The 26,915-nt window shown below is 49.2% G+C and carries 19 protein-coding genes and 1 riboswitch; of the genes, 4 read left to right on the top strand and 15 right to left on the bottom strand.

The annotated features are described in order from the left end of the window. Together NT002_14070 and NT002_14065 are read right to left on the bottom strand one after the other, a co-directional pair. A partial coding sequence (locus NT002_14070) for a DEAD/DEAH box helicase (protein MCX6830388.1) occupies nucleotides 1-2,034 on the bottom strand: 2,034 nt, incomplete at its 3' end. A 27-nt stretch (nucleotides 2,035-2,061) separates the two neighbouring features. Next, nucleotides 2,062-2,253 (bottom strand): hypothetical protein, encoded by a 192-nt coding sequence (locus NT002_14065; protein ID MCX6830387.1) that lies wholly within the window; start codon nucleotides 2,251-2,253, stop codon nucleotides 2,062-2,064. Nucleotides 2,254-3,169: 916 nt separating this feature from the next. Between NT002_14065 and NT002_14060 the strand changes: the two genes are divergently transcribed. From NT002_14060 to NT002_14050, 3 genes are all read left to right on the top strand, one after another. After that, nucleotides 3,170-3,850, top strand: a complete 681-nt coding sequence (locus NT002_14060) for a hypothetical protein (GenBank protein ID MCX6830386.1) — start codon at nucleotides 3,170-3,172, stop codon at nucleotides 3,848-3,850. 185 nt (nucleotides 3,851-4,035) lie between these two features. Then, nucleotides 4,036-4,920, top strand: a complete 885-nt coding sequence (locus NT002_14055; protein MCX6830385.1) for an IPTL-CTERM sorting domain-containing protein — start codon at nucleotides 4,036-4,038, stop codon at nucleotides 4,918-4,920. A 465-nt stretch (nucleotides 4,921-5,385) separates the two neighbouring features. Continuing rightward, on the top strand, nucleotides 5,386-5,808 hold the full coding sequence (locus tag NT002_14050) for a hypothetical protein (protein MCX6830384.1): 423 nt from the start codon (nucleotides 5,386-5,388) through the stop codon (nucleotides 5,806-5,808). An 18-nt stretch (nucleotides 5,809-5,826) separates the two neighbouring features. On the opposite strand, the gene NT002_14045 is transcribed toward NT002_14050, so the two are convergent. The 11 genes from NT002_14045 to NT002_13995 form a co-directional block, all read right to left on the bottom strand. Then, nucleotides 5,827-6,564, bottom strand: a complete 738-nt coding sequence (locus tag NT002_14045; GenBank protein MCX6830383.1) for an energy transducer TonB — start codon at nucleotides 6,562-6,564, stop codon at nucleotides 5,827-5,829. Nucleotides 6,565-6,620: 56 nt separating this feature from the next. Further along, nucleotides 6,621-7,367 carry an energy transducer TonB gene (locus NT002_14040; protein ID MCX6830382.1) on the bottom strand — a complete coding sequence of 249 codons (747 nt, stop codon included), beginning with the start codon at nucleotides 7,365-7,367 and terminating at the stop codon, nucleotides 6,621-6,623. Nucleotides 7,368-7,370: 3 nt separating this feature from the next. Beyond that, nucleotides 7,371-8,024 (bottom strand): biopolymer transporter ExbD, encoded by a 654-nt coding sequence (locus NT002_14035; protein ID MCX6830381.1) that lies wholly within the window; start codon nucleotides 8,022-8,024, stop codon nucleotides 7,371-7,373. Nucleotides 8,025-8,051: 27 nt separating this feature from the next. Further along, the gene (locus NT002_14030; protein ID MCX6830380.1) at nucleotides 8,052-8,555 is read right to left on the bottom strand and encodes a biopolymer transporter ExbD; all 504 of its coding nucleotides are present in this window, start codon (nucleotides 8,553-8,555) and stop codon (nucleotides 8,052-8,054) included. 3 nt (nucleotides 8,556-8,558) lie between these two features. Next, entirely contained in the window at nucleotides 8,559-9,317 is a 759-nt protein-coding gene (locus tag NT002_14025) for a MotA/TolQ/ExbB proton channel family protein (GenBank protein ID MCX6830379.1), read from the bottom strand. 48 nt (nucleotides 9,318-9,365) lie between these two features. Further along, nucleotides 9,366-10,223, bottom strand: a complete 858-nt coding sequence (locus NT002_14020) for a hypothetical protein (GenBank protein MCX6830378.1) — start codon at nucleotides 10,221-10,223, stop codon at nucleotides 9,366-9,368. A gap of 24 nt (nucleotides 10,224-10,247) precedes the next feature. After that, nucleotides 10,248-12,167, bottom strand: coding sequence for a tetratricopeptide repeat protein (locus tag NT002_14015; GenBank protein MCX6830377.1), 1,920 nt, complete (start codon nucleotides 12,165-12,167; stop codon nucleotides 10,248-10,250). Between the two features lie 90 nt (nucleotides 12,168-12,257). After that, on the bottom strand, nucleotides 12,258-12,473 hold the full coding sequence (locus NT002_14010; protein ID MCX6830376.1) for a hypothetical protein: 216 nt from the start codon (nucleotides 12,471-12,473) through the stop codon (nucleotides 12,258-12,260). 248 nt (nucleotides 12,474-12,721) lie between these two features. Then, entirely contained in the window at nucleotides 12,722-13,957 is a 1,236-nt protein-coding gene (locus NT002_14005; protein MCX6830375.1) for a hypothetical protein, read from the bottom strand. 87 nt (nucleotides 13,958-14,044) lie between these two features. Next, complete coding sequence (locus NT002_14000; GenBank protein ID MCX6830374.1) at nucleotides 14,045-15,559, bottom strand: oligosaccharide flippase family protein; 1,515 nt, start codon at nucleotides 15,557-15,559, stop codon at nucleotides 14,045-14,047. A 220-nt stretch (nucleotides 15,560-15,779) separates the two neighbouring features. Continuing rightward, the gene (locus tag NT002_13995; GenBank protein ID MCX6830373.1) at nucleotides 15,780-21,317 is read right to left on the bottom strand and encodes a dockerin type I domain-containing protein; all 5,538 of its coding nucleotides are present in this window, start codon (nucleotides 21,315-21,317) and stop codon (nucleotides 15,780-15,782) included. Nucleotides 21,318-21,572: 255 nt separating this feature from the next. Between NT002_13995 and NT002_13990 the strand changes: the two genes are divergently transcribed. Next, a complete protein-coding gene (locus NT002_13990; GenBank protein ID MCX6830372.1) occupies nucleotides 21,573-23,576 on the top strand; it encodes a S9 family peptidase in 2,004 nt (667 codons plus the stop codon). Between the two features lie 4 nt (nucleotides 23,577-23,580). On the opposite strand, the gene NT002_13985 is transcribed toward NT002_13990, so the two are convergent. Both NT002_13985 and NT002_13980 read right to left on the bottom strand, forming a co-directional pair. Then, the gene (locus NT002_13985) at nucleotides 23,581-23,970 is read right to left on the bottom strand and encodes a hypothetical protein (protein MCX6830371.1); all 390 of its coding nucleotides are present in this window, start codon (nucleotides 23,968-23,970) and stop codon (nucleotides 23,581-23,583) included. Between the two features lie 369 nt (nucleotides 23,971-24,339). Continuing rightward, nucleotides 24,340-26,415 carry a TonB-dependent receptor gene (locus NT002_13980; protein ID MCX6830370.1) on the bottom strand — a complete coding sequence of 692 codons (2,076 nt, stop codon included), beginning with the start codon at nucleotides 26,413-26,415 and terminating at the stop codon, nucleotides 24,340-24,342. Between the two features lie 109 nt (nucleotides 26,416-26,524). After that, a riboswitch (cobalamin riboswitch) is annotated at nucleotides 26,525-26,722 on the bottom strand. Between the last annotated feature and the right edge of the window lie 193 nt (nucleotides 26,723-26,915).

Genomic DNA, 26,915 nt, shown 5'->3' with positions numbered 1-26,915 from the left:
CCGCATCTCCGGCGAAATACCAAATTGCACCATGAAAGCGTACTCATCGAGCGTTTGCGGGAGACGCGCGCCGGCATCTCCGGCGGCGATTATCCGGCCGAGCGAGGCGATCAACCAAGCGGCCGTCTCGGCCAGATTGATTATCTGCCCATGATGCAATTGATAGCGCTGCTCCAGTTGCTCAACCGATACTTCCCCGCTCCAGTCGGATAGGAGAAAGACCGCTTTCAGAATGGCGCAGGAGCGAAAATCGAGCGGTTCCCGGCCGACCGCGGCGGCGACGAAAGGGGTAATTTCGCCGGAATATTCGGCAAATTGCTGATGCCGGATTTTTTCGTAGAGGCGCGAACGGTACTCCGATGGCATCAGCCCGCACCGTGAAATATCGAATTCGGCGCCGAACAGAGCCAGCGAAAGCCATCCGACGATTGTCTCGGGATGAGATTTTTCCAGGAATGCTTTATAGCGGCGATAGGTGGCAACAGTCAATCCGCACCGGGCCACGGCCCGGCCGACCGCACCGGGGCGAAGATCTTCCGAAATCAGCCCCAGCGAGGCAAGTTCGGCCAGACATCTATTCAGGCGGGCGGCATCGACCTTCCCCTTCTGCCGCGAAAGAAGCGTTCTCGAGAGGACCCGCTCCAGATCATCCTTTTCCGAAATCAACCCGGACGCCAGCAACTCAAGAAGAATATCCTCGGACGAATATCGCTCAAGAGAGGAGGCGACCCGGGTGTCTTTGCGGGTATCGATATAATTTGACCAAAGCACCTCATGTTCGAAATCGGAGCCGGCCAAAATGACCGCCCGTCCCGGCTTGCCGGTCTCCCCCAAACCGAAGCGACCGGCGCGACCGGTGATATTCTGAAATTCCGGCGGCGTTATAGGAACCAGAACCGCTCGGCCGCCGCAATTGCCGGGAGAATATTTCATGGTTTCGAGAAGCACCATCTCGGCGGGAAGATTCACGCCCATGGCCAGCGTGGTGGTCGAAAAGATCACCCGAACTTCGCCGCTCATATATCCCTGTTCGACCGCCTGACGCTGGGCCGGGGTCAGGTCGGCGTTATGGAACGCGACCCCGCGGGACAGGGTCTGGCGCAGTGAGCGGACCAAGAAACTGGGTTCTTCCCCATCCAGTTCGTTGAGCGTCGTGCGAGCCTCCTCCCAATTGACCGCTGCGGCCAGTTTAAAAGCGGCATGCAAAGTATCCCGCCGGGACTTGAGAAAAATCAGCTTGCGGTTGCTGTCCTTTTTGAGAAATTGGATAAGGCTCTCGGCGAGATCCTCGCGGTCATCGGGCAGGTCGAATTTTTCGCGCCCCTCAAGGCCGCTGTTGAAACTGCGAAAATGAAAATAGCCGCCGGAGGCAATTCCCTGCAGAAGGTCGACCGGGCGGTTGAGCTCGCGGATAACCCGGCAATTCAGCCAATCGGCCAGTTCGGTTTCATCATCAAGCACCGCCGAGAGAGCGACGATTCTCGGACAATGGCCGGAGCAGATTATTTTGGTCAGGGCCATCTCCAGTTCCGGCCCCCGCTCCGGGTCGCCGATCATCTGCAACTCATCAACCACGACCAATCCGACCTGCTGGAGAATATCCAGATTGACCGTCAGCAGCCGGTTGAATTTCTCGTATATCGCCAAAGCCAGGTCAAATTTGCCCGATTCGAAATCATGGTCATTTTCCGGATGGTCGCCGGTGATAATTACCGCGCGGATACCAATCGAGCGGTAGCAGTCGCGAAAGTAGCGGTATTTCTCCTCCGCGATCGATTTCAGCGGAAGAAGCATGACCGCTTTCTTGCGCTGCAGGAGCGCGGCAATGGCAGCCATCTCGCCGCAGAATGATTTCCCCGCCGAGGTCGGCGCCGATATCAGCAGGTTCGAGCAAGGATTTTCTTCATTTCCTTTGAGAAGCCCGGCCCGGATTGCCTTCTCCTGCAGAGGAAGAAGATAGTCCCCCTGCCGATGGCTCCAGCTGTTGATTATCAGTTCCGGTATTTCGAATTTTGTCAAATCCTTTAATCGCATGATACACCCCCATTGTTTATGAATTAATCAACCACAGCTTCCAAATCCACAGGTCGGGCAGGAGAAACAGCTCCCCAGACGGATCAGCCCGGTTCCGCAATCGGGGCAATGGACAGCCGGGCGGTGGCTCATTGCCGACTGCAGATGCCGGCTGGGAGCGCTTGATGGTTCCGTGATTTCCTGTATGACTGAGTCAAAAGAGCTATTATTTATGAGCATAATATTAGTCTCCTTCTTGAATTCTATATCGGCCTGAGATGAAAATACTGCACATTTGTGCAGTTGTCAAGTGATTTTTTCTGAAATTTATAAAATATTTTATCTTATCTATATATGGGAGTTAAGGATAGAAAATGGTCAATATATGGTGTCAATTATTCAACGAAGGGAGGGCTTGATAAATCACCCCCCCCTTGTGTTTGGCCTTTTATCAGATGGATATCATTTTTTGCTCACAAGGCTATCCGGCGGGGCGGCGATGTGTTAATTTCGCACCTTTTGGGAGTGTTGAAAAAGTGTATATTATGGCAATATACCTCTGTAATGACTAATGATGACGTCCGACCTGTCATTCTGGCGAAAGCCAGAATCCAGAAAGTAGTAACTGACTTGCACTTATGTTTTCCCTTTCTGGATCCTGAATCAAGTTCAGGATGACAATTTCTGTGTCTTTTTGCGCGAGGAGATGCTTCATCCACTATCGGTGACTTCTTCAACGAGCCCCGTTGGTGGGTTGCTTATTAAGAGCGACTCCATAAATAGCGGTGTTTCTCTTAGGCATATATAAAAAGGCAAGAGAATGCGAATCAAGCCATTATTCTCTTGACAAGCTTATCGTAATATCGTACAATTAACTCAGAATAAGGCATCATTGATTATCATCATCAGAAGCGTATTTATTACTTCTGTCTTAAACTGCGTTAGAGTAAGGCACAATGTAGAATTGCTAATGAGACTTGGTTTCCTTGAGAGGTGGGTCTTAATATTGGGATTCCGTTAAAGCAGGCATTCGTGTTTTTTCAGGGTGCCTCGATATAGCGATGCCCAGAGATTAGGCAGTCGCTGACCCATATTGATTTTCTTCTCCTATTCGTGTCCTGTGCCTGGTTGAGTTTAGTACTTCTGAGTTGGACGAATGATGAACCGTATCGCCTACCCAAAGGTGTGGATATTCAATATCCTTTCTGCCTTAAGCTCGGCGGCCTTGCTGTCTCTTGTACATGCCAATCCTGATTTTTGGTTTGTTTCGCTGTTTGCGCTGATTCCTTTTCTCTGGCGGCTTTGCCATGTTGGCCGGGTGGGTTCTATTGCAACGGGAATCATGCTGGCAACATTCTTTGCATTTATTACCGGTCTCACCGAATTGTCGGTTGATCCGGCCTACTTCATTTTCCGAATGGTATCGCTCAATGCTGCCTTTATAGTTTTTACATTGGGTGTAGACAGGGTAAAAAGATCATTTGGCTTTGATCCTCTGGCAATAGCCCTGATATGGTTCCCGATAGAGTATATCCTAATATCTTTTGCCAATCTCGGGGGTGTCTTTTCAATATCCCAGCCCGGCTCCAAAATCGTCGTTGAATTCTGTTCCCTGTTTGGTCTTGTGCTGGTTTCGCTGATAGTCGTCCTCGTAAATGCGCTGATTCTTTGGTTTCTTGAATATGCAAGAGAAAGAATACGCCCGACATATAACGTCGCAAAGAAGAAACCCAAGAAGCATTATCCTCAATTCAGCCAAGTGGTAATTGAGAAGTATTTGAATTTTCTTTCCGGACCGCGCGCACCCCCGCCACATTATGGCTTTCAAAATTATTAGTCCATAGATGATGAGGAATTTTGGGGTCTGATGCGGTTCAGATCCCTCACGGGTTTCGCCCGCCCGAAAAGCAGAAAAGAAGGCAAATGCGGAAACTACGTATGCAGGAGTTTGGCGGCATCAAAATTCCTCATTATAGAAGAAGTTAGTAGGTCAATACAATAACAAACACGAAAGAGGAAACGATGGACAAAACAATAAAGGCAGAGAAAGCAATTAACGAACAACCGCTTTTGAAATCAAGTTTCGCAAAAAGTGCAGCCACGGTCGCTTGCCTCTTGGTTCTTATTTCGTTATTCATTAGTGTACCGGCCCAAAGTTCCTCGACTGTCTATACACAGCTGAGCTTTAGCGGCTTCATAAACGAGGATACCGTATGCTATGTCGGATTGGCCGTCACGGACTGTGCGAGCCATCACATGGTTGCTAGCTTAGATCAAAAGAATGATAACAAACCAAGACGCACCACTGGTCATACCACGAAGCAAACGAGGGACAAGTGTCATTCAAATCTCAGTGCCGGCATCTTCGACGTTATGGATCTTTGCGATGGCAACTACGACCTCAGGACAATGTGGATCGAACCAGATGACGACACGGTCACTCTCGTGCAAAACGTTTCATCGAGCGTGTCAGGGGATACCATATATGTCATCGCCACAGGCGTGTGGAGTGGCACCTGTGACGACTGGCCGGACAGCGCGACGGTCTTGATTAACGACATCGAGGAACTCTGGCACCAAGTGGAACCCGGCCATGTGCGAATGACTTATGTGCAGACGCACGTAATTAACGGCGAACCCGGCGCGTTCCAAGTCGTCAAAGATCTCACTTACGCTGGTGATATAACGCTGGCTTGTGACCAAGTCCTCAGGATTTCTAATATCGTCGTTCAATTTGACCCAGTATCGCGGGTTGAGCACTCGGAGTGCGACCTCCATATGGCACTGGTATCACACGCCATCCCCACCCTCACCGAATGGGGATTGATCATCTTCTCCGTTCTGCTCTTGGGCTGGATGGCGTGGGCCGTCGTACGCCGGAGAAGAGGAGTGACGGTTCGCATGTAATAATTATTGACGGAAAGGCAGGTCAGGCCCCTCGCGAGCCTGGCCTATCCAAAAAATGCAATGTGTCGAAACCGCCCGCCGGCGGCGGGCTTTTGATATTATAGGCGACCTACAATGTTACCATAAATGGCGGGTAGAACCCACACTATGAAGTTGAACAGTTTATTTGATGGAAGATTGACGATGTTATGTAATTGGAAAGTGAATCTAACTGTGCTTGCGATGGCAAGCGGGGCGTTGCTTTGCAGCGTTCTTGTGTTTCAATGATGAGCAGCCCAAACGGCGCCTTATCGCAGTCTGATAAAGCGATCCGTTTCTCATAAAATCATACATCGGTCAAAATTTAAATTCCACCTATAATAAAATATCTACATTCATAATTCTGTCAATGAAAATCCGATATGACCTTCTGCCGCGGCTGTCTTATGTTGACAACCCCGGTCGACTTTATGTATAGTTGGCTGTATGAAAGCTCCTGCAGCAAAAAGAAGCGTTCTCGTTTTCATGGCGGGACTGGTCTGGTCGGCAGTCGGGCTGGCGCTGATGATAGTGGCGGCCGGATGGCTGAAAGGCCGGGGATTCGAAGCGATACCGGAAATATTGATTGGAATGGGCGGTGGAATCATTATCTTTATTTTCGGCTTTTCGAAACTGGCGAAAAAGAATCTGGCCAGAATTTACGAACAGGCTCCCGGTAAAGAAAAAGTCTGCCTGTTTGCTTTTCAGAATACCCGGAGTTACTTGATTGTAGCAATCATGATTCTCATGGGATATACGCTGCGTCATTCGGGTCTCCCCAAAATTTATCTTTCCCCCATATACTTGACTATCGGCCTCGGCTTATTTCTGGCCGGGGTTCAGTATTTTGCGCGGTTGCGTCATCAGTAGGCGTGCCCGCTTCTTCGATTAATCCTGTTCAAAATCAATTTTCAATTCCACCCAGCATTTGATCGGGTGCGCTTTATGTATCGCCGGGACGAAGACGGCTTGCTTGGCCGCCCGGGCGGCATTTGGCCCAAAGCCCAAATTGGCCGGTTTCTCGGAGCGCACAACGACCTGAATGGGCTTGCCGAACTGATCGACCAGGATATGAAGGATAACTTTTCCCTCCGTTCCGGCCCGCTCGGCGGTTAAGGGATAATCAGGCTCTTTCATCCAGACAAATTCGGGGACCCGTTCGACGACATCGGTCAGGGAATAGACATTCGTGTCTAATGAAATGGTCTTTATATATGCTCCCCCGCCACCGGCACCAACGGATTTTGAATCAATGTAACGTTCAAATTCCATGCCATACCAGGCAGCCTCGCCCGTGTCACCGGGAGAAGGAGATAAAATTGGTATCAGCCCGAATCTCTCCGAGGAGGTTGGCGGTTGAATGTTTTTTCGCGGCGGAACAAGATGTCCACCACTCATAAGCGAGCCGGACCCCAGGGCCAGGCTCATAAGCCCCGGAAGAGTCATTCCGGTTAGCAGACAGTCGCGCCCCGCAGGGGCAGACCATTCTCTCTGGAGAGAGGAAAGGAAAAGAGGCTGAGTTAGAATTATCAGGGATGAAAGTATAACAACCACGAGAAGGGCGTGGTGATTGTCATACCTGAGGACGAAGGCAGGGAAAAAAGCAACATACCTTGCGCCTGTCATACAGCACCTCCTTTAGCAAGGAGGATGCCGCAATCTGCCGAATTACTACTTTAACCTTACCGTCTGTCTGTCAGGGTAAATTCAACCTGGTACGCCACCCAGACAGCCACCGGCCGGTTATTCTGAATCGCCGGCTTGAACTTGCACTTATAAGCGGCGGCGACAGCGGCCTCATCGAACCCGGCTTTTGAGCCGGAGGACTTATAGACCATGGCCTTTTTCACATCGCCGTTTTTGTCGACCAGCGCTTTGACCCAGACGACCGCTTCCATATTGGCCGATCGGGCCAACCGCGGATATTCCGGGACTTCCTCGTAAATCATTTCGGCCGGAATCTCAACCGGGACAAAGTCCTCGGGAGAGGGCAGGTATTCCTCATCGGGAATGTCGACGACAATATTGGACTTGTCCTGGCCATCATCAGCGGCGGTCGGTGGGGCGACAATCGTCGCCAGGTCTTCTTTGGTGGCAATGGTCATCTCCTGATCGGCCACCTCATCATCGGCCACCGGCTTGGGAATACCAACCTTCGGCGCCACCATATTGGGCTGGGCAATATCAATTCGGGGCGGCTTCTTGGTCACGGTCGGGGGCGGCCCCAAATCAGCAATGGTTTTGATAATCATCGGCTGAATATTAACCGCCTCTTCCGCGGTCAACACTTTATAGAGATAGGTACCGCCGATGAGAACCGCCACCAGCAGAGCCGCGAACAGAGTTCCCGAAAGCATGTTTCGCTGGTATTTGGTCTTCAGTTCAAATGCGCCGTAGTCGCTGTAGGCAATAGTAGGAGTTTTCGCCATAATTTAATTTCCACCTCCTCCACCTGCAGCCGCAGCCGCGGCATCTATAATTCTATCATCGCTGTCTTCCCAATTTCCGATCGCATAGCGATAGGAAAATCTTTCATCTTTGGTCAGATCATCGACTTTTTTGTTCAACTGTTTTGCCTTTTCGGCATTCCAGGAACGTTCCAAAAGGTCGATTTCATCAAGAATGTCGACCATGGAGTTGTAGCGGGCGTCTCTTCTGATCAGGACCAGCGTATTCAACTTGGGATTATCAAAATTAAGGTTTTTCAACAGCATTCTCAAGGAATCTGCATCCACATTATAACCGCTCGTCTGGCCGGCAACAACCTTCTTGTCCGGCGGAACGAGTTGCGGCAGATACTTGGCAGGATTGCCGACATTCCAGAAAAACCGATCCAGACCGTCGATACGAATGGTCAGAAGATTCGACTCGGCCACATCAACCGGCGTCTTTGAGTCCTTGGGTGGCAGGTTGATTTCCATTGCCTGCGGCATGGAGAACACGGTCGAGACCATATAAAAGATGAGAAGCAGGAAAGCGATATCCACCATGGGGGTCATATCGATCCTGATAGCGATTCGTCGCTTGGGGCGTCGATGACCCTTACCTTTACCGGATTTTTCGCGTTGGACTACATCACCGGCCATTCAAATCACTCCTTTCACTCATTTCCGCTAAGCTCCCGTCTTCTTCATCGCTTCGCGCATCTCGGTCTTCCCTTCATTATCGGTAATAATCAGGAAGCGTGTCAGCTGGTTTTCACTCATGGAATTCATGATGGCATTCATGGTCCCGAAGCTGGCATCTTTATCGGCTTTGATAACGATGAGGGCCTTAAGGTTTAAGGTTCTGGCCCGGTTGATGGCCGAAGCGACATTGAGCGTGTCAACCTCCGCATATTTCCGCACCGTGGTGGTCAACTCCTGCCCGTCAATGACCACTCTCTCCTTCTGGAGAAAGTCCACATAGATAGAGTCTTTCCTGCTGACAGTGATATTAATAATATCTTTGTCAGGCAACTCAATCTGAGAGTGCGAGGAGGGCAGTGTCACCGCCTTGGCCTCGGGTGGCTTAAACTGCGTGGTCGACATATAGAAAATGAGAAGGAGAAAGGCAATATCGACCATCGGGGTCATATCTATCCTGATGGAGATCCGCCGTTTCTTCTTGATAGACATAAGTCACTTACCTTCTTTATCTTTCAACAGTTGAAGCACTTCAAAGGTGGCCTCATCCGTCGTGTAGTTGAAAGCATCCACCTTATTAACAAAAAAGTTGTAGAAAAAGATTCCCAAAATACCGGAAATAAGACCGCCGGCGGTATTCACAAGGGCTTCGGAAATACCGACCGCCAGCTGCGAAGCATCAATGACACCGCCCTCAACATTGCCGGTGGCGGCAAAGGCGCGGATCATACCAATAGTGGTTCCCAGAAGACCGACCATGGTCGCGATTGAGGCAATGGTCGAAAGGGCGATCAGGTTTCTTTCCAGAAGCGGGCCTTCGAGCGCATTGGCTTCATCAATGGCGGCCTGGGTCATGGTGATCTTCTTCTCGTTGTCGATAGATTTGTCGTCCCTGATCTGGCGATATCTTTCAATACCGGCACGCAGCACGTTAGCCGTGGTCCCTCTCTGCTTGTCGCAGGCAGCCAGAGCGCCGTCATAATTGTCGGCCTGAAGCAGGGTGATCAGATTCTTGAAGAAAACCTGAACCGAGCTTTTGCCTTTAGCGACTTTATAGAGCGAAATGAACCGTTCCGCCACAAATGCGATCAACATCAGTAATATGGTAATCAACACTACCACCAGAGGACCGCCCTGATAGACATTATGGGCGATAGTCCCGGCCGGCTGAGACTTCAGAATGACACCCCAGAGAACATATCCGATTACAAAGGAAATCAGAAAGTTTAGAGTAATGAATAGTGACTGTTTCACTTGTGCAAAACCTCCGAATATTAGTTTTTAACTTCTATTTTTTTCCTGTCAAATCTCTACGGCCTTAACCGCATTCATAATGAACGCCGCCAAGGATAAATAAAATCCATATGTTAATAGACCCAAATAGCTGGCCGTGCCATAGCTCCGGCCCAACTGCTTGACCATCCCGGTCGGATCAAATGAATAGTCGGCGCCGGCGACGGAAATCAGCAGACAAAATACCCAGACAGCCACCGGTATCCAGTTCAGTCGCAGTATTTTCTTGAGCTGCAGAGCCGTCGAATCGGCATCACCCTTTATCCCATGCAGGGCATAGAGAGTGTAACCGGCCAAACCGAGGCAGAGCAGGATGTAAATGATGAACAAGAGGGCGGTCAGCATGAGAATGAAACCGGATGAGAAAGCCTTGCCGCCCATATTGCCTATCGAGGCCAGCGCCCCGAGAGCGGACACCGATTGAAATTCCCGACGAATCTCAACTTTCTTTTTGACCATCGAAATAGAAGCAAACCCTTTATCATCCTTCTGAGAAACCTGAACCTGACTGGAGGATGAGTCGGTGCCGACCTGCGACGCAGCAGTCACAGCAGGTTTGACTTCTATCTCTTTGTATCCGGAAAACCAGGGGAGAAACAGGGATAGAATAATGAGAACCGAGGTGATGGTAAGGACAATCCGCTCGTAGGGAGCCACGCGCGGTTCGGTCAGACTGCATTCCTCACGGAGCCGGATGCCCGATTTCCTCTTGTCAAGAACCCTCTTGATCCAGCTCTCTTTCTCCGAGTCCGACTTAAAGAGATCCCCAATCTTGCCTGGTTTGACTTCAAAGCCGAGATATTTGAATCGTAATTCAGGGTCAACGCCTTTTCTTTCGGCTGTACCCTTTTCATCTTTTTCGGCCATAGAATCTCCTGATATATTAATGAACTAATATTTAAACTTGACCCGGTCAATGCCGTCCAAAGCCGATTTATTGCCCGGTTCACATTTTATCACTTTGTTGTACCAGTCAAAGGCCGCCTTGTAGTCTTTTTTGGCTTCCGCCTTATCCCTGGCCTCTTCTTTTTCCAGCGCCCGGAATTCATAGACCTGAGCAATCCAGGTAAGAAGATTCGCATCGGAGCATTCCGAATTGCTTTTCCTTACCGTGCACCTCAAGGCTTTGTTCAAGTATTCGAGAGCTCGGGTGTAATTTTTTTGACAGATGCCGCCAAAATAGGCGTATCCCAAGGATTTCAGGGCATCGCAATTTTCCGAATCCATGGTCAATACCTTTTCATAAAGCTTGACTCCGTTTGCGCAATCGGAAAGCTGATAAAGGTAGATTGAACCGAGCATGCTGGTCGCTTTGACATTTTCCGGCTTGAATCCCACCACTTTTTCCAGATATGAAGCGGCCAATCTGGAAAAGTCGACGCCGGCCAGAGGATCCACGACCGGATTGGCCGCCGAGGCGCTGTCGGTCTTGGGAGCCTCTTTCTGTTCCGGAGCCTGGGCCGATTTTTCGGCCAGATACATGGCGGAAGTGGCGGCGTTATAATAAATGTGCCAGAGTTTTTCATCAATGCCCAGGGCTATTCTTTTGATATAATATATCAGGGCGCTGCGATAGTCGCCCAGATAAGTATAGCTGACTGCCAGCCCGTAAAGGACCCGCTCCTGAGCGGAATCGAACGCCAGTGATTTCTGGTAATAAGTGACGGCATTCTGGTAATCTTTGAGATTTTCGGAGGCTTCGCCCATCCAGCGGTTAAGCTCACCCTCGGAGACACTCGACTGGAATCCTTCCGGCTGCCTCTTGACCCATTCACTCTGTTTATTAAAATAGACCACCGCCGAATCATATTCACTGCTGCCGAAAAAGGCCCGGCCGTAATAAAAATAAATATCCTTGGGTTCCACCGGAATCCCCAACACCGTGGCATAATACTGTTTGGCCTCGCTGTAACCGCCGATCATCAGATAAGCCATCGCGGTTTCATAATAAGCCCGGCCGGTGGTGCTGTCCGGTTTGCCGGTTGTGAGCTCAATGTATTTTTTATAGGAACCGATAGCATCCCGAAATCGCTGCCGGGCATCCTCGGAATTTCGGGCCGAACGGGCCGCTTTATAATAAATGCCGCCGGCTTTCATCCAGGCTTCGGCATGAGTTGAATCCCTTCTCAAAACAAAATTCAATTTCTCCAGCGCGCTGCTGTAATCCTTAAGCTCCAGATAAGCCTCGGCCATGTGGAAATAAACATCAAGGGAGGCGGTATCCAATTCAAGAGCTTTCTCGTACTCACTTAAAGCCAGAGGATATACTTTATTCTGGAAATTGATATCACCCAAGGAGGTATGATACTCGGCATTAGTGGAATCAATGATTATGGCTTGACGGATTTCGCGGTCGGCGCTGTTCAGGTCTGCTTTGGCCATGTGGGCCATCGCGAGGCCGTTGTAAAAGGCCGCTTTCATTATATCCTTGGATTTCTTCAGGCCAATATTGAAATTCTTAATGGCTTCATCCAACTTGCCAGACTTGACCTGAACCGTCCCCAGGGCCAGAAGTCCATCAAGTAACTTGCTGTCTTTATTGAACGATAGTTGAAACTGCTTTTCGGCTTCCTGATATTTTCCCCGGCGGACATATATCTGACCCAATGTGTAATAGTTATAACCATAACTGGGGTCGAGTTTTATATCTTTTTCCAACAGGGAGACGGCCAAAGTGGTATCCCCCGATGCCAGAGCATCGGTGATTTCCTGTTTGATTACCTGAGACAGAAGAATCGCAGGAATCGCCAATAAGAAAATCATCAGAAGGGGCCAGAGTCGGCCGGCTTTTTGTCTATCTGAATCTTTCAATCTCAACACCTCTCTACGGGGCCAAAAATTCAAGACGGTATAATACCCTAATTCCAGTTTTTGTCAAGAAATTTATATGGTCAAACTGCTCTATGACCCTCCCTCATCCGACACCCGCGACCTCCTCAAAAAAAGGATAATTCTTAAAACAAAGTAGATAATCAAGACCACACCAAAGATTATTCGGGCGGTCGACGATAACAGGGTATTGGGCATGAAAAAAATCAGATAAATCCCGGCCACCAACACCAGGATCGCCGAGAACAGGTTGACTATTTTTTCCGGTCGCGAGTTCAATTTTTCCATCTCCTCATTCAAGCGTTCTATATATTATACAATAAGCCGAATAGCATCTTCCTTCTTTTCATACATATACAATATATATTCAATACAACAAGTGTGCCATGCGTTTAAGGTTCCCTGAGGTATTAATGTATTGGGATACAATAGAATAACTTAGAGGGAATGAGGGAGGAGCAAGACCTGTGAAGAATCGCAACAATTGCGCCGGTTGAATCTCAGACCCGCCGATTATCTCCGTATCTTCAAGAATTTCAATTACTTACTCGTCGAGCCTTCTGAGCTTCATAGGGAAGCCAATATACAATTATTCGTATGTTTTCACTATTATCGAAGGCTATTCTCATTCTTCCCGTAAATAACACTCTATATTCATTAAGGTTCCTCGCGGGCAGAAATTTCAATTCGCGCAGTATCCGCGCCGCCTGTTTGACCGGTTCATCCCAGGCAGGACGGTCGAAGGCCGAGGAGATTATATTTCCCAGCGTATCTATATTAACGAATGCCTCCAAGGTGACCGAAGGGGGGATTTTTCCTCCGGTCCTGAACTCTCCATAGGGAAAATTGAATGGTATCGGCGGATTGGTCAGCGAATCCAGATATAGCGAGGGATCGATCCGGATATAATCAAAGGGGAGGTCGGGAATCCAACTCGAATCGGGCGGCCAGGTGGATGTGGGATATCTCAAGCGCTCAAAAAATCGGAAAGTGAGGAACATCTCCGAACGAACCGTTTTTCCGCGACAAACGGCGGGAGAAAAATCGGCATATAACAGAGCCCGGGAGACGACATCAGTGAAGCTCTCATTGGTGGTACAATGCTCGAGGATACGGGCGACTTTCCCGGTAGAATCGATGATTAAATGAAAAACCGCAAAGGGATAAAGATCAGCCTTCTGCCCTTTTTTAAAGCCGCAATAATAGGAGGGAAAGGAGCGCAGGGAAGGCGCGGTGAAGCCGTTAATGGTTAAGGCCTTTTCCAACAGGGCGCGGTCTCGGGTGTCTTTAACAGCGTTATAGGGAAAATGGAGGGTGGCGTAAGGTCTGTTGAGGCGACTGGAAAGAACAAGTCTGGCCGGAAGAATGAAAGGAATGGCGGAATCCTCATATGTCGCAGGCTCAAACCGGATATTATTGAGGGAATTGACAAACTGCTTCAGATAATCCGATTTCTGGGGTAGAGAATATATGACCGAATCGCTTTTCCCCGCCGAATTCAGATAGAAGAGGAGATTTTCCTGCTGTGGGAAGCCAATTTCCGGCAAATAATCCCCCTCCGCCAGCCACAATTCCGCCCCCGCACCGCCGCTGTCCCAGGGAGCAAGAACCAGAGCGGTATCAGGGCGGTCGATTTTCATCGTCGGGAAAGTCAATCCCAGAAGAGAGAACGGCTCGGCCGACCGAACAATCGGTGAAAAAATCTGGCCGATAAAAATAACAAGTAATAGTTGGCCGTGGATCTTCAGAAATCTCCGAAAGTTCATCATCATCCTAAATATTTCCCTGTGACTGAATCATCTTTGTATCACTCTTACATTATACAAAAAGGAGAGGATAAAATCAGTCCTTTTCTTCGCTCAGGATGAGAGACCGTTCCATAATTTAGCCTTGAGAAATTCCAGATCCTTTCGATCGACGACAAAATACCCGCACAGCAGACCGATAAAGGCGACAATCAATATCTCGCCAAAGAAATAGCCCCAGTTTTCCGGAGTAACGGCAATTTTGGCCAGATAGGATAAACCGAACGAAATGGCAAAACCGAGAAAAGCGGCTTTCGCTATTGAACTGTAGAACGCTCCCAAATTGATATTCAGAATCGGCCGGATGACTCTCGGCATAACGAATAAGTAAATAATAATTTGGGCGATGGCTGTCCCAAAGGCAACGCCCGGCAGACCATAATGCTGAATCAAGAGAATACTGCCGCCAAGATTCAGAATCCCCTCGGCCAATATGACATAGAGAATTCTGGTATGTTTTTCGATACCGTACAGGATGGCCGTGCCGACGGCATGGGGAAGGTACACCGCCAGCGGAACCACCAGTATCCTCAGGATACCGGCCGATGCTTCATACCCCGGGCCCATCCAGAGGGCGATAAAATGGTCGGCAAATACAATTATTCCGCCGGCGGCCAGAAAAGTGAGGAAATAGAGATACCGGGTTCCTTTCATATAGATAAGAGAGATAATTTCTTTCTCATTTTTAGTTTCATAATGGCTGACCAGCGGGCGCAGCGGCATAGCCACCGCACTAATGAGATTTCTGACCGCCACCAGAAGCGTTACCGCGATGGCATAAATTGTAACCGCCGAAGTATCAATAAAATAGCCGATCAAGACATTAGAGGAGTTGACAATCAACATCCAGGCGATGGAAATCAGGAAGCTGATAACCCCATAGCCGATAAGCATCCGGAAAGTGGAGCGGTCGGCCAGGCGGGGGTTGAACCGGAGCGGCGCATGCAGTCGCTTGAGGAAAACAGTGGCCGTAATCACACGAAGAAGGGTGAAAATCAGGAAAGTCAGCGCCAGAGGGACAATGCCATATCCGCTCTTAAGCAGGAAAATTATCACCAGAGTCCGGAGTATATCCTCGGCGATCGCGATGCCGTTGGCAATATCGAACCGATGAAACGCTCCCAGCGAACCACCCCAGGGAAGCATAATAAAATTGATCGCCACATTGAGACCGATAATCATCAGCACCGCTCTCCCCTGCGCGATATATTCGGCGGGGATATTAAACCAATTCAGGGCAAAAAATGAAAGAATGGCCGAAATGATAATTACCGCTATCCCGGCCGCCGAGTAAACGACAAATGCGGTGTTGAGAACCGAATTGATCTTGCCGTAATCCCCGTTTCCGAGGAATTTCGAAATATATCTGATAAGGGCCTGCTGGAGACCGAGGTCGAGAATGGTCATATAGTTGACGATGGAAAAAATCAGCACCCAGACACCATAAAGATGATTGCCGAGCGAATGAATAACAATCGGATTGACGAGAAAGACGACCAGCATTCGGACCACCAAGCCGGCCCAACTGGTGACAATGTTTTTTCCAAATTGACGGAGAAGGCTCGGCATAGCGGAAGAGAATATAATGGAGCCGGTAGTGATTAGTTATATAATTATTCGGGTTGGGATTCTGCTGGGGAATTTGTCGGATTTCTCAATACCTCAGGGGAGGAATTACGGAACGCCGACCTGGCGCCTGAGGCGGTCAATAAATTCCAGTTCAAGACAAGGACAGCAAAAAAATAGGGCCGGTCATCCGACCCCATCTTTTGCTTTCAAGCCAATATGGCTATTTTAGAATAAGCATCTTCTTCGTCTTTGAGAATTCTCCCGCTTTCAAGCGATATAAATATACACCCGTGGCAGCTTCATGGCCATATGAATCTACCCCATTCCATCTGACTTCATGAAAGCCCGCTTCGAGAATGCCATCTATCAGAGTAGTGACCTTCTGCCCCAGTATATTGTATATATCGAGTTTCGTTTCAACCCGCTTCGGAAGCCCGAATCTAATTGTTGTTGATGGGTTGAAAGGATTAGGATAATTCTGCTCAAGACTAAATTCTCGCGGCAAAATTGGCCCTGCGGTTTTGAAATAAATGGGACAGGCATTCACATCAGCACCTAAAACTGAATCGATTTGAACCCAGCCTGCAACTGTTAAGATAATATTTGTTCCTTTCGGAATAAAAATCTTCCCTTGAGGATCTAGTAAGCCAAGAGTTATCTCATTGCTCTCCTGCTTGAAGAAAAGATCCAGACCCGTATTACTTTCAAGATTGATTGTTGAGCTGTCAGCTGATCGTAGTTTCATCTCAAGGCCATAGATTTCAACAGGTGACGTTATGGAAATAATGGTCTTGCCGTCATTAACTATACACCGCACTGATCCACTGTCCACAGCTACTGATCTTTTGTTACTGGCATATAATAGACCAGAGCCCAGGCAATCGGGGGCTGACCCATCCTTATAAAGATAATTGATCAAATATGTTATATCCTGAATGTTGGCCATGCCTGTGTGATTAACATCGGCTATTTCCAAAGGATTCGGCGCCGGGCCACCCTTATAGAGATAATTGATCAGAAAAGTGATATCCTGTATATTAATAAGCCCGTTGCCGTTGACATCACCGCATATATAAGGATACCAAATTGTGGTCATTCCCAAAAGTGAATCCGGTTTGGGTGCTATTTCTGTATGCCCTACATTGTCTTCGGCAATAGTATAGAACTGATATGTATGGCCATGTTGACCGGTGAATTCAGTGGAATTGGAGACTACATCTTCAACCATTAGAGTATACTTCGTATCCATTGTGTCTCTGTAATACACGGCATATGATTTAATTCCCGAACCGAGCGAATCATCGTGGCCAAGCCAACTCAAGTTGAATCGCAATGATGTCGTTGTATCGGGTAGAGAATTAATTCTACTAAACGGCGAACCGGCATCAATTGTATTAAATATTGCCAGGCTGTCCATCGGGGCCAATATCCAATCATTTTCATCGAATTTAATAGACGCAATGTTTTCAATTTTGGTTCCAGTAGGCAAATTGGCTTTGGGCTTGATAGAATAACTTACCCAGCCCTCGCCCCAATAGGGCGCAGTATCAGCAGGGAGATTAATATTGGCTAAATTCCAATTAAGGACACCATTAACAGAGTCGAAATTATATGAAGCCGCATAGTCTGGCCGAATACTGTCGGGTCCGTCACCCGGATAGATTTCCTGAAACTGCAGAGTGTTCCAGTCAAGATTTAGATCAAGGGTATCAACAATTTGGATATTTTCGGCTGATGCAGTGGCAGAGTCTACATTTTCAAAGTAGATCGTGTACATTGTATTCAGTTCGGGCAGTATATAATGTCCGGAGCCAAATCCATCGGTAGCAACCTTATCATTCGGGTCACATGAGCCAATGGGAATGAATATCTTGGATCCATCAGGTGAAAGAAATTTTCCAGCATATACATCTGGCGGCATTTCATATATTAGACCCCATATATTTAGAGAATCTATGCTGAATACCCTGGGGTCTTCTGGTTCGCAAAAATCATTTCTATGTGTAATTGATAAATATAATTTACGAGGTGTAGCCTTAAATTGCCAGTTATCCAGAGGCAAACCAGCCTTGTAATAAGATTGCTGAGCAATTCCGACACAATTAACGGCATTATTTGGACCGCCACCCCAGAACCCGAGCACCGAATAAGGGGTACCATCATAAAGAAACTTCTTATATTCATCACATGCTGCTTGGCCTATTTCTTCTGAATAGCCAGGAGGAAAGCCATAACCTTTATAGGCAGAACCTAAACCCGCATAATGGCTTCTCCATTGGGCAAAAGGGATAGTTTCCTCCGGGAATTCATTACTAAGTTCGGTATGTAAATAATGATCAATCACACCGCCATTGCCATCATAAAATGCATCATGTCCGAACATATTCTCCTCATGAGGACCTACAAATAGGATAGCACCCGCGCTGCCTGGAGGTGGCTCGTCATAATTTGGCGCATTCGCCCTGTAACCTCCTTTGTCGAGACGAACTGAATTAAAAATGTCAGTGAGCGATCCCAAGGAAACAGCGGTGCAGAGATTCACTCGGATTTCATTTTGTGGCAATGGAACATTGCAGTTGAGAATTAGCTGTCCTTCCTCTCCCGGCCTTAGTTTAGTAATCAATATGTTCCATAGTAACATAGTATCAACTACTACAGGCGTAAAAGATGAGCTATCTGGGAATGTAGGAATGTCGGAGGTTATGGAAATCCCGGGTGGGCTCGATATCCATAACATTACATCATATTCACATATATTGCCGGAATTGCCATACCTCAATGTGTAAGTTTGCCATCGATTTATTCGGATTTCATTCCTACCCTCAATAGAATACCATAGATTCTCGAAACCCGCTTCAATGCTGAGTCCACTATTATAGACTGCCGAATCACCTCCGGGATTAATGACTACTACATTGCGAATACCCAATTCCTGATTTGTCAAGTTAAATATGGCTCTTATGTTTGATGAATCAAGGATAAATGTAACATTCGAATCGGCAATGATATCCGGCTGCCCGGACACTGTCAGCTTTACTCGCGCACCCGATTCAAAGAGCCTTCCGGCAATATCAATGGTCACTATTCCGGTATTTCCACCGGTACTTGGTGATACGGATAATATGGTAAATCCCGATGGAATCACAGTAATGCTCTTCATTAATGAATCGTTGTACGGGCATTGGTCATTATCAAGTGTGGCAAAACATCGTGCCGTATATGTACCAATATTGGCAGCCGGCCAGGGAGAAAATGTAATAGTATCAATTTGATGCAGGGCAAGAGTAATATTTACGGTGTCTAAATAAACAGAACCAATCTGAAATACAGTGGGGAATGATTCTTCGCTTTTTCCATTATTTTGTATGATTGCCATTGGTGATATTTGAGAACCCACAATTAATGTGTCTGATGGCGCCAAAATAGAAATCATTGCAATGTCAGTATCAAAGGAAAAAGTCCATGCCGCCAGATAGGCAGAGACCTTGTTCCCCGCAATCGTAAATTCGCCCCCCGCTATCATTTTTCCGCCGTACACGGTCAGGGCATTGACCAAGGGATCGATACCTTCCACCCCCGACCCCAAAGGCGACCAACTGCTCCCATCCCAGGAAGCTATCAGCCTCGCCGCCACGCCACCGGCCGTGGTGAACCATCCCCCCGCTATCAGTTTCCCGTCATACACGGTCAGGGCATCGACCGTGCCACTCATCCCCGTCCCTAACGGCGACCAACTGCTCCCATCCCAGGAAGCCGTGCAATTCGCCGCCACGCCACCGGCCGTGGTGAACCATCCCCCCGCTATCAGTTTCCCGTCATACACGGTCAGGGCATAGACATTGTCATTCATCCCCAATCCCAACGGCGACCAACTGCTCCCATCCCAGGAAGCTATCCTGTTCGCTGCCGCGCCGCCGGCCGATTCTTCTGCTCCCACCCCCGACCCCAGTGGCGACCAACTGCTCCCATCCCAGGAAGCTAATCTGTTCGCCGCCACCCCGCCAGCCATATTGAAATAGCCCCCCGCGATCAGTTTCCCGTCGTACACAGTCAGGGCAGAAACACTGCCATTCATCCCCAACCCCAGCGAATCCCAACTGCTTCCATCCCACGACGCTATCCTGTTCGCCGCCACGCCGCCAGCCGACGTGAAAGAGCCCCCTGCTATCAGTTTCCCGTCATACACGGTCAGGGCCAAGCCAGCGCTATTCATCCCCGACCCCAGCGAATCCCAACTGCTCCCGTCCCACGATGCTATCCTATGCGCCGCCACGCCGCCGGCCGTTGTGAAAGTGCCCCCCGCTATCAGTTTCCCGTCATACACGGTCAGGGCAGAGACAAGACCATTCATCGCCGACACAAGCGACGACCAATTGCTTCCATCCCAGGACGCTATCCGCCACACCGCCACGCCACCGGCCGTTGTGAAATCACCCCCTGCTATCAGTTTTCCGTCATACACGGTCAGGGCATGGACATAGTCATCCATCTCCGACCCCAATGACGACCAAACGCTCCCATCCCAGGAGTCTACCGTCGTCATAAAGCCTGCCGCAATCAGTTTTCCGTCATACACGGTCAGGGCAAGGACTTGATCAGTATTCATCCCCGATCCCAATGGCGACCAACTGCTCCCATCCCAGGAAGCTATCAGCCTCGCCGCCACGCCGCCGGCGGTTGCGAAATCACCCCCTGCTATCAGTTTTCCGTCATACACGGTCAGGGCAAAGACACAGTCATCCATCCCCGATCCCAGCGAATCCCAACTGCTCCCATTCCATGACGCTATCTTGTTCGCCGCCACGCCATCGGCCATCGTGAAACAGCCACCTGCTATCAGTATCTCATTATACACGGTCAGGGCAAAGACACTGCTGTTCGTCCCCGACCCCAATGACGACCAACTGCTTCCATCCCAGGATGCAATGTAATTCGCCGCCACGCCACCGGTCATTGTGAAATTGCCCCCTGCTATCAGTATCTCATTATACACGGTCAGGGCACGGACACTGCTATTCGTCCCCGACCCCAATGACGACCAACTGCTTCCATCCCAGGATGCAATGTAATTCGCCGCCACGCCACCGGCCGTTGTGAAATCACCCCCTGCTATCAGTCTCCCGTCATACATGGTCAGGGTATAGACACTGTTATTCGTCCCCGACCCCAATGACGACCAGGAGGAACCATCCCAAGCGACGATATTGTTGGCAAACACACAACCTGCGATAGTGAACCGGCCTCCGACAATGAGCTTCCCATCATAGATTATCATAGCAAGAACATAACCATCATACCAATAATTACCACAAACGCCCGGAATGCACGGCGATATGCCGTTGTCCCAGTAAATATCATCGGGGTTATCGGCTGCTGCTGCCGTCCCGGAAGGTCGAAATATAGGCTGGCCGGTGGCCGAGTCAATTGCCGATTCGAAACCCTTCATATCCAATGAGCCTTGATAGCCAGACCGCCGCGTCGCTTCAAGGTCAAATCGTCCGTCAGGGGTGAGAAACTCAGCAACGCTTCTGCCCGGTGGAATTGCTCGCTCGCCATCATTAGCAACTTGGGGCAGGACATTCTGGTCCTGTTGCCCGGCATTATCTGTAAACGCCAAAGGCATGGCCAGAATGTCCTTCATAACCTGCTGCGCATCTTCAGGCGACTGGCTAATATCGGTGCCTGATGCAACATTAAGAAATAGTAAAACAAAAATCACTGCTGTCATTGGAATTAACCAGAAAATGCACTTTTGCATATCTCCTCCTTGCGAAAAAGATGAAGGTTTTGCTGTCAGCACATTCCGGCCCCGGTGAACGTCGTGCGTAATTCCGGAATAGTATCAATTTAGCAAAATTTCTTGTCGTATGTCAATATAAATCTGCCTGATAATATGGGCAAAGGATATCAAATCACTCCCGAATAGAACGCTGATTGATCCCTGCCACTTTTTCCCTTGTCAAAGCGGTCAAAATGCATTACTTATCGGGCAACATATCAATATGAGGTGTCTATGAAGAAAAATAAAAGACGGCTTCTCGTGGCCGAGGACCTCTGCCGCTTGAATCTTATCACCGGCGTCGCCCTCTCCCCCGATGAGTCCAAAATCGCCTACACGGTCGAAAATATCACTGAGGACAAAAAGAAATATTTCTCACGGATGCACCTTCTCGATATAAAGAGCGGCCAATCCCGGCAGTTCACATTCGGCGAAATCTCCGACCATGGCCCGGTCTGGTCGCCCGACGGGAAGCAGATCGCCTTTGTCTCCAGCCGAGATAAAAAGACCGGCATTTATATTATTCCGGCCGAGGGAGGCGCGGAGAGAAAGATCATCGAGCAGGATGGCTCGTTCGGCCAGCTGAACTGGACGCCGGATGGAAAGACGCTGGTCTTTGCGTTCCGATACAACGATTCCCATACCGAGAAAGATGAGAAGAAGAAAAAAGAGGCGCCGGTGTGCCGTCATATCACGAGGCTTTTCTACCGCCTTGACGCTTTGGGGTTTCTTCCGCAGGACAGATTTCATATCTGGAAATTGGATATCGCCTCGGCGAAGATGAACCAACTCACCAAAGGGCGGTTTGATGAGCAATCGCCGGCGGTTTCGCCCGACGGCAGAATGATTGCCTTTGTCTCCAATCGGTACCCCGATCCCGATATCGAGCCGATGGGGGATGATGTCTTTGTCATGTCGATTAACGGCGGCCGCGAGCGGAAAATTCCGACCCCGGCCGGGCCGGTTGCTTCACCCTCATTTTCACCCGACAGCAAAAGAATCGCCTATCTCGGACATCAATATCTCAAGGATGCCGGGGGCGTGCATAATTTCCATCTCTGGGTTGTCGGCGTTAACGGCAAACCGGCGGCCAAAGACCTGGTGCCGAAATTCGACCGGCAATGTATCGACCAAACGATTAACGACTTGGGCGAAGGGCACGGAAACCCGACTCTGTACTGGTCACCCGACGGCAAACGGATTTATTTTACCGCCTCGGACCTCGGTTCGACCCATCTCTTCTATGTCCCCTCCCGTGGGGGATTGCCGACCAGAATTACGAAGAAAAATTGCCATGTCTCCGGCTACAGCATGAACGGCCGGAAGAAGTTTTTTGCGGCCAATGTTGTCGACCTGAGTAATCCCGGTGATCTCTATCTCATTCCCGCGGTTTACCATGGCGACCTTAAGGCAGAGAAACTTACTTCGCTGAATAAGCCGCTCTTTTCAGAAATCAATTTCCCCGCGACGCGTGAAATATGGTTTAAGGCGCATGATGGTACCGAAATTCAGGGATGGCTGGTGACACCGCCCAACTTCAATCGCAACCGGAAATACCCGGCGGTGCTGGAGATTCATGGTGGTCCGCGAGTGCAATACGGATTCAGCTTCTTCCACGAGATGCAGCTTCTGGCCTCAAAAGGGTATGTCGTTTTCTATACCAATCCGCGCGGCGGCGGCGGGCGCGGCGAAACCTGGGCCGGATCGATTGTCAATGATTGGGGCGGCATCGATTATCAGGATTGCATGGCCGCGGCCGATCATCTGGAGAAATTCCCCTTTGTCAGTAAGAAACGAATCGGGGTCACCGGTGGTTCTTACGGCGGATATATGACCAACTGGATCGTGGGACACACCCGGCGTTTCCAGGCGGCGGTCACCCAGCGTTCGGTCACGAATCTGGAATCTTTTATGGGTTCATCGGATTTGGCGTACAATGATGAGGTGGAATTTGGCGGTCACCCCTGGCAAAATCGTGAGGGGTATCTTCGGATGTCACCGCTTACTTATGCCAAAAACATTCGCACGCCGCTTTTAATACTGCATAACGAAAGCGACCTGCGCTGTTCGATTGAACAGGCGGAGCAGCTATTCGCCACTTTGAAGGTGATGCGAAGGAAAGTGGAATTCGTGCGTTTCCCCGAGGAACCGCACGGTCTCTCACGACACGGAAGACCCGACCGTCGCCTGGCGCGATTGGAATGGATATTGAAATGGTTTGAGCGGTACCTGAAATAGTCGATCAGAAACCGTGCGCTTTCAGGAAAGCGTCACCCTCGGCCATAGTTTTGAAAATCTTGCAGGCATCCGGGCTCTCGCTGTGGGTGATCATTTTTTTCAGTTGGTTCCTGGTGATCGGATTATCGACCACATAAACCGAATAGACGGCATTATTCTCATGGCTCCAGGTGATATGATCGCCGATTTCTTCGATCATGTCCGGATATGAGGTTTTCCAATTGGTCAAATTGATCAGTTTGGCCCATTTCTCTTTGAGAAGCGGTTGCACGACCTTGGCAAATTCCTCACGGTACTGCTCGGCGGTCTCTTTTCTCCAGATACCATAGATCTTGGATAAAATAATTTTCCGCTCCATGTCGGCATCGATTGTGAAATTGAAACTGAATTCCATAGTTGTGCTCTTGTCTCCTTTATGCCTTTCTCATCTCCGAGTCGCCCGGGAAAACCATTATCCCTTCTCCGGTGCTCTGCGACTCTTTTCGGCCTCGATAGCAATTTACACGTTGCAGGCGATCAATGCTGCACTGTCAAGCGTGAGGCAATCGGCTGTCAGTTTTTAGGCGATGAGGATATTTCTATCGAGACATTTCAATATCGAGAGACGGCAGCAAAAAGTCAATAGTTTTCAAAGATCGGCCATATCGCAAACAAAAAAAAAGATGCCGCCGTTTCCGGCGACATCCTTCTGGGAGGGACTATGTGTAAGGCAATATTTTATACGCTGAATATAGCATTTGGTTGTCAAAAAATACAAGTTTTTTTAATCCCAATTAAAATTAATCCCCATTTTTATAATCCGGCCAGGCGAGGGATAATCGCGCTCCTGAAATCCACCAAACTGCCGAACTGGCTTACTGTCAAATATGTCGTTGATATTCAATGAGATAGAAATACCGCCGGCGATTGAATGACTTACTCCCAGATTCGCCAAAATGCTCGCCGGAGCATTTTTCCGGGCATAAGAAATCAGGCTATTATAATATGAATCAAAGGCATAAACCGCATAGTAAGCTGATTTTTTTGAAGTATAGACCAGATTCAGGTCCAACCGGCTCTTACCCAGCTCCCCGGAAAAGCCAAGGCGCCATTTAAGAGAGGGCACGAAAGCGGCCGCCCGCTCGGTTTTCTCGAAAAGCTGCCTGCCATCAGCCCCGGAATAAACCAATTCCATATTTTCCTGCCGGGCGCGCTGATAAGTGAGGTCTCCCTCAATTTGGAACTTCTTCCCAAACAGAACCTTAAGACCAAAATCAATACCGGTTGAATGAAAGCGGTTTAAATTGGAGGGTGTCCATCGCGGTGAAGCGAAATCGTTGATCTTACCGACCGGCGCCCATGAAATCAAATCTCTCACATTCCGATAGAAAATATCGGCATTGATTGAAATGCTTTCGCCCGGCTTGCCGCTAATCGAAAAAAGAAAATTCTCCCCTTTTTCGGGAATGAGATTCGGGTTCCCTTCGGAATACTGATCGGTCGGCCAATAGAGATCATTGAATGCGGGAAGACGATAAGCACGCCCATAAGCCAATTTCAAAGATAAGGGCGAAATGGAAATCAGTTGCAATCCGGCATTGACCGATTCATAGAGTTTCGCGCCGTTGACCAGTTCCATTCGTCCGTTCAGGTCGATTCGCATGATAGGGAAAATATTATACCCGCTTCCTGCCCAGACGGCATAGGTGTCGCGATGATGACGCCGAAAGCCCCTGGAAATCATCTGGATCGTTGAATCGGAGACAAAAGAAGTCGAGCTGCTGCTGTTGATCGTCTCGATTCGCGATGAGCCGGAGAGGAACTCCAGACCGCCGGAAAGCGCGAACCGCTCTTTCTCCCACCGCAATCGTCCGGTCAAACCGGAATTGCGCCCGATATTGGTATTCCTGTCGATAACATCAACCGAATCGGAATATCCCAGATAGGCATAGCGTCCAAAGTATTCCAATCTCTTTTTTTCATAGTACAGGTCAAACTGGGCTGATAGCGGCGATTCGGGATCGGGATTGATTTTCAGCCGGGCATCGAACGAATGATTGAAATCTTTCTGATAATTGACCAGCGAGTTCGATTCCGAATTTCCATAGTAAGGAATAGCTTGCGGGTTGGGGATCGCTCCCGGAATTCCCAGCGTGTCCCGGAAATATCGATAACCAAAACTCAGCTCGATATTTCTTTTCTGCGGCAGGCACAGCGATCTGAATGAAACACGGTCGCGGCGGACACCGGAATTGCGGCGGTCGTTGTCGGAGCGGTTTTGCTCAAGCTGCGAGTTGAAATGCCAGTTTTGTACTTTCCGGGCAATCGAGAGATTGTACCCCATATATCCGAAATTTCCATAATCTATCCCGGCGGTGACTTTATCGAGATATTCGAATCTGGGGATCAGGTTTATCACCCCTCCGATTGCCTCGGAGCCGTAAAGGGATGATTGCGTCCCTTTGACCAGTTCGATACGGCTCAATTCCTCCATATTATAGTCGGATAGATTGAATCCGCCGGTGGCGAAATTGTACACCGGGCGGCCGTCATAGAGAAGGAGTATTTGCGATGATGGCGCCCCCCAGAGCATGATATTGCTCACCTGCCCCATCCCGCCATACCCGAGCAGATCGGCCCCGGCGACACCATCAAGCGCCTCGGAGAGGCTGGCTTTTGGGGCTGTCTGATCGATGGAGATAGTTCGTGCCGGCCAGGGGATATTGTTTATCGGGGTGGCGAACCGCTCGGCCGTGACATTAATCGTGTCCGGCAGTTGATAGACTTTCTCCTCCCCCGCACCGTTTCCCATCGCCACGGCGAAGCTGAGAAGAAGCAAGAACAAGACCCAGAGTTTCATCTGTGACCTCCAGCAAAAAAGCCCGACAATCTGTCGGGCCGGGTCGGCTGAAGGCCAAAATGCTGTCTGCCCGCGCAGATTATCGGCCGTATTCCGCAAAAGCGGAATAACGGTCAGGTGGCATTTCGGCAGGTTTTCTGACTTTGCGGCCTCAGACCACCTCACGGCTCCTTCCCCGTCCCGTTTGACCGGGGCGAGTGGTTTAATGCCGGGAGCGTAGCCGCTAACAGCAGCGGGGCTGTGGCGGACTTTCACCGCCTTCCCTATTACCCCTCACCTTGAGGGCACCGAAATGATGTAAGGGAAGATTACTGAATGGAGGTTATGATGTCAATAGGAAAATAAGTCTAATTGTGCCCGGGGTAATATCTTTATAAGTGTGTAAAAACGACAAGAGGTGTATCCTTAAGATTTACAAGCTGATTCAAAAGGAGACACCTAATGTCGTATAACGAGTTAGATTTTAGCAGGAGAAACATAGTCTTTGCGCTTTCGGAAGT

The sequence above is a fragment of the Candidatus Zixiibacteriota bacterium genome, assembly GCA_026397505.1.
Lineage (GTDB): Bacteria > Zixibacteria > MSB-5A5 > GN15 > PGXB01 > JAPLUR01.
Note: the sequence above shows the minus strand (reverse complement) of the source record. Positions and strands in the feature narration are given on the sequence as shown.

Coding starts and splice junctions, on each gene's coding strand:
- NT002_13995 (MCX6830373.1), bottom strand. CDS start 21,317: ATGCAAAAGTGCATTTTCTGGTTAATTCCAATGACAGCAGTGATTTTT.
- NT002_14055 (MCX6830385.1), top strand. CDS start 4,036: ATGGACAAAACAATAAAGGCAGAGAAAGCAATTAACGAACAACCGCTT.
- NT002_14030 (MCX6830380.1), bottom strand. CDS start 8,555: ATGTCTATCAAGAAGAAACGGCGGATCTCCATCAGGATAGATATGACC.
- NT002_14060 (MCX6830386.1), top strand. CDS start 3,170: ATGATGAACCGTATCGCCTACCCAAAGGTGTGGATATTCAATATCCTT.
- NT002_14005 (MCX6830375.1), bottom strand. CDS start 13,957: ATGATGATGAACTTTCGGAGATTTCTGAAGATCCACGGCCAACTATTA.
- NT002_14020 (MCX6830378.1), bottom strand. CDS start 10,223: ATGGCCGAAAAAGATGAAAAGGGTACAGCCGAAAGAAAAGGCGTTGAC.
- NT002_13990 (MCX6830372.1), top strand. CDS start 21,573: ATGAAGAAAAATAAAAGACGGCTTCTCGTGGCCGAGGACCTCTGCCGC.
- NT002_14040 (MCX6830382.1), bottom strand. CDS start 7,367: ATGGCGAAAACTCCTACTATTGCCTACAGCGACTACGGCGCATTTGAA.
- NT002_14045 (MCX6830383.1), bottom strand. CDS start 6,564: ATGACAGGCGCAAGGTATGTTGCTTTTTTCCCTGCCTTCGTCCTCAGG.
- NT002_14000 (MCX6830374.1), bottom strand. CDS start 15,559: ATGCCGAGCCTTCTCCGTCAATTTGGAAAAAACATTGTCACCAGTTGG.
- NT002_14050 (MCX6830384.1), top strand. CDS start 5,386: ATGAAAGCTCCTGCAGCAAAAAGAAGCGTTCTCGTTTTCATGGCGGGA.
- NT002_14035 (MCX6830381.1), bottom strand. CDS start 8,024: ATGGCCGGTGATGTAGTCCAACGCGAAAAATCCGGTAAAGGTAAGGGT.
- NT002_13985 (MCX6830371.1), bottom strand. CDS start 23,970: ATGGAATTCAGTTTCAATTTCACAATCGATGCCGACATGGAGCGGAAA.
- NT002_14065 (MCX6830387.1), bottom strand. CDS start 2,253: ATGCTCATAAATAATAGCTCTTTTGACTCAGTCATACAGGAAATCACG.
- NT002_14010 (MCX6830376.1), bottom strand. CDS start 12,473: ATGGAAAAATTGAACTCGCGACCGGAAAAAATAGTCAACCTGTTCTCG.
- NT002_13980 (MCX6830370.1), bottom strand. CDS start 26,415: ATGAAACTCTGGGTCTTGTTCTTGCTTCTTCTCAGCTTCGCCGTGGCG.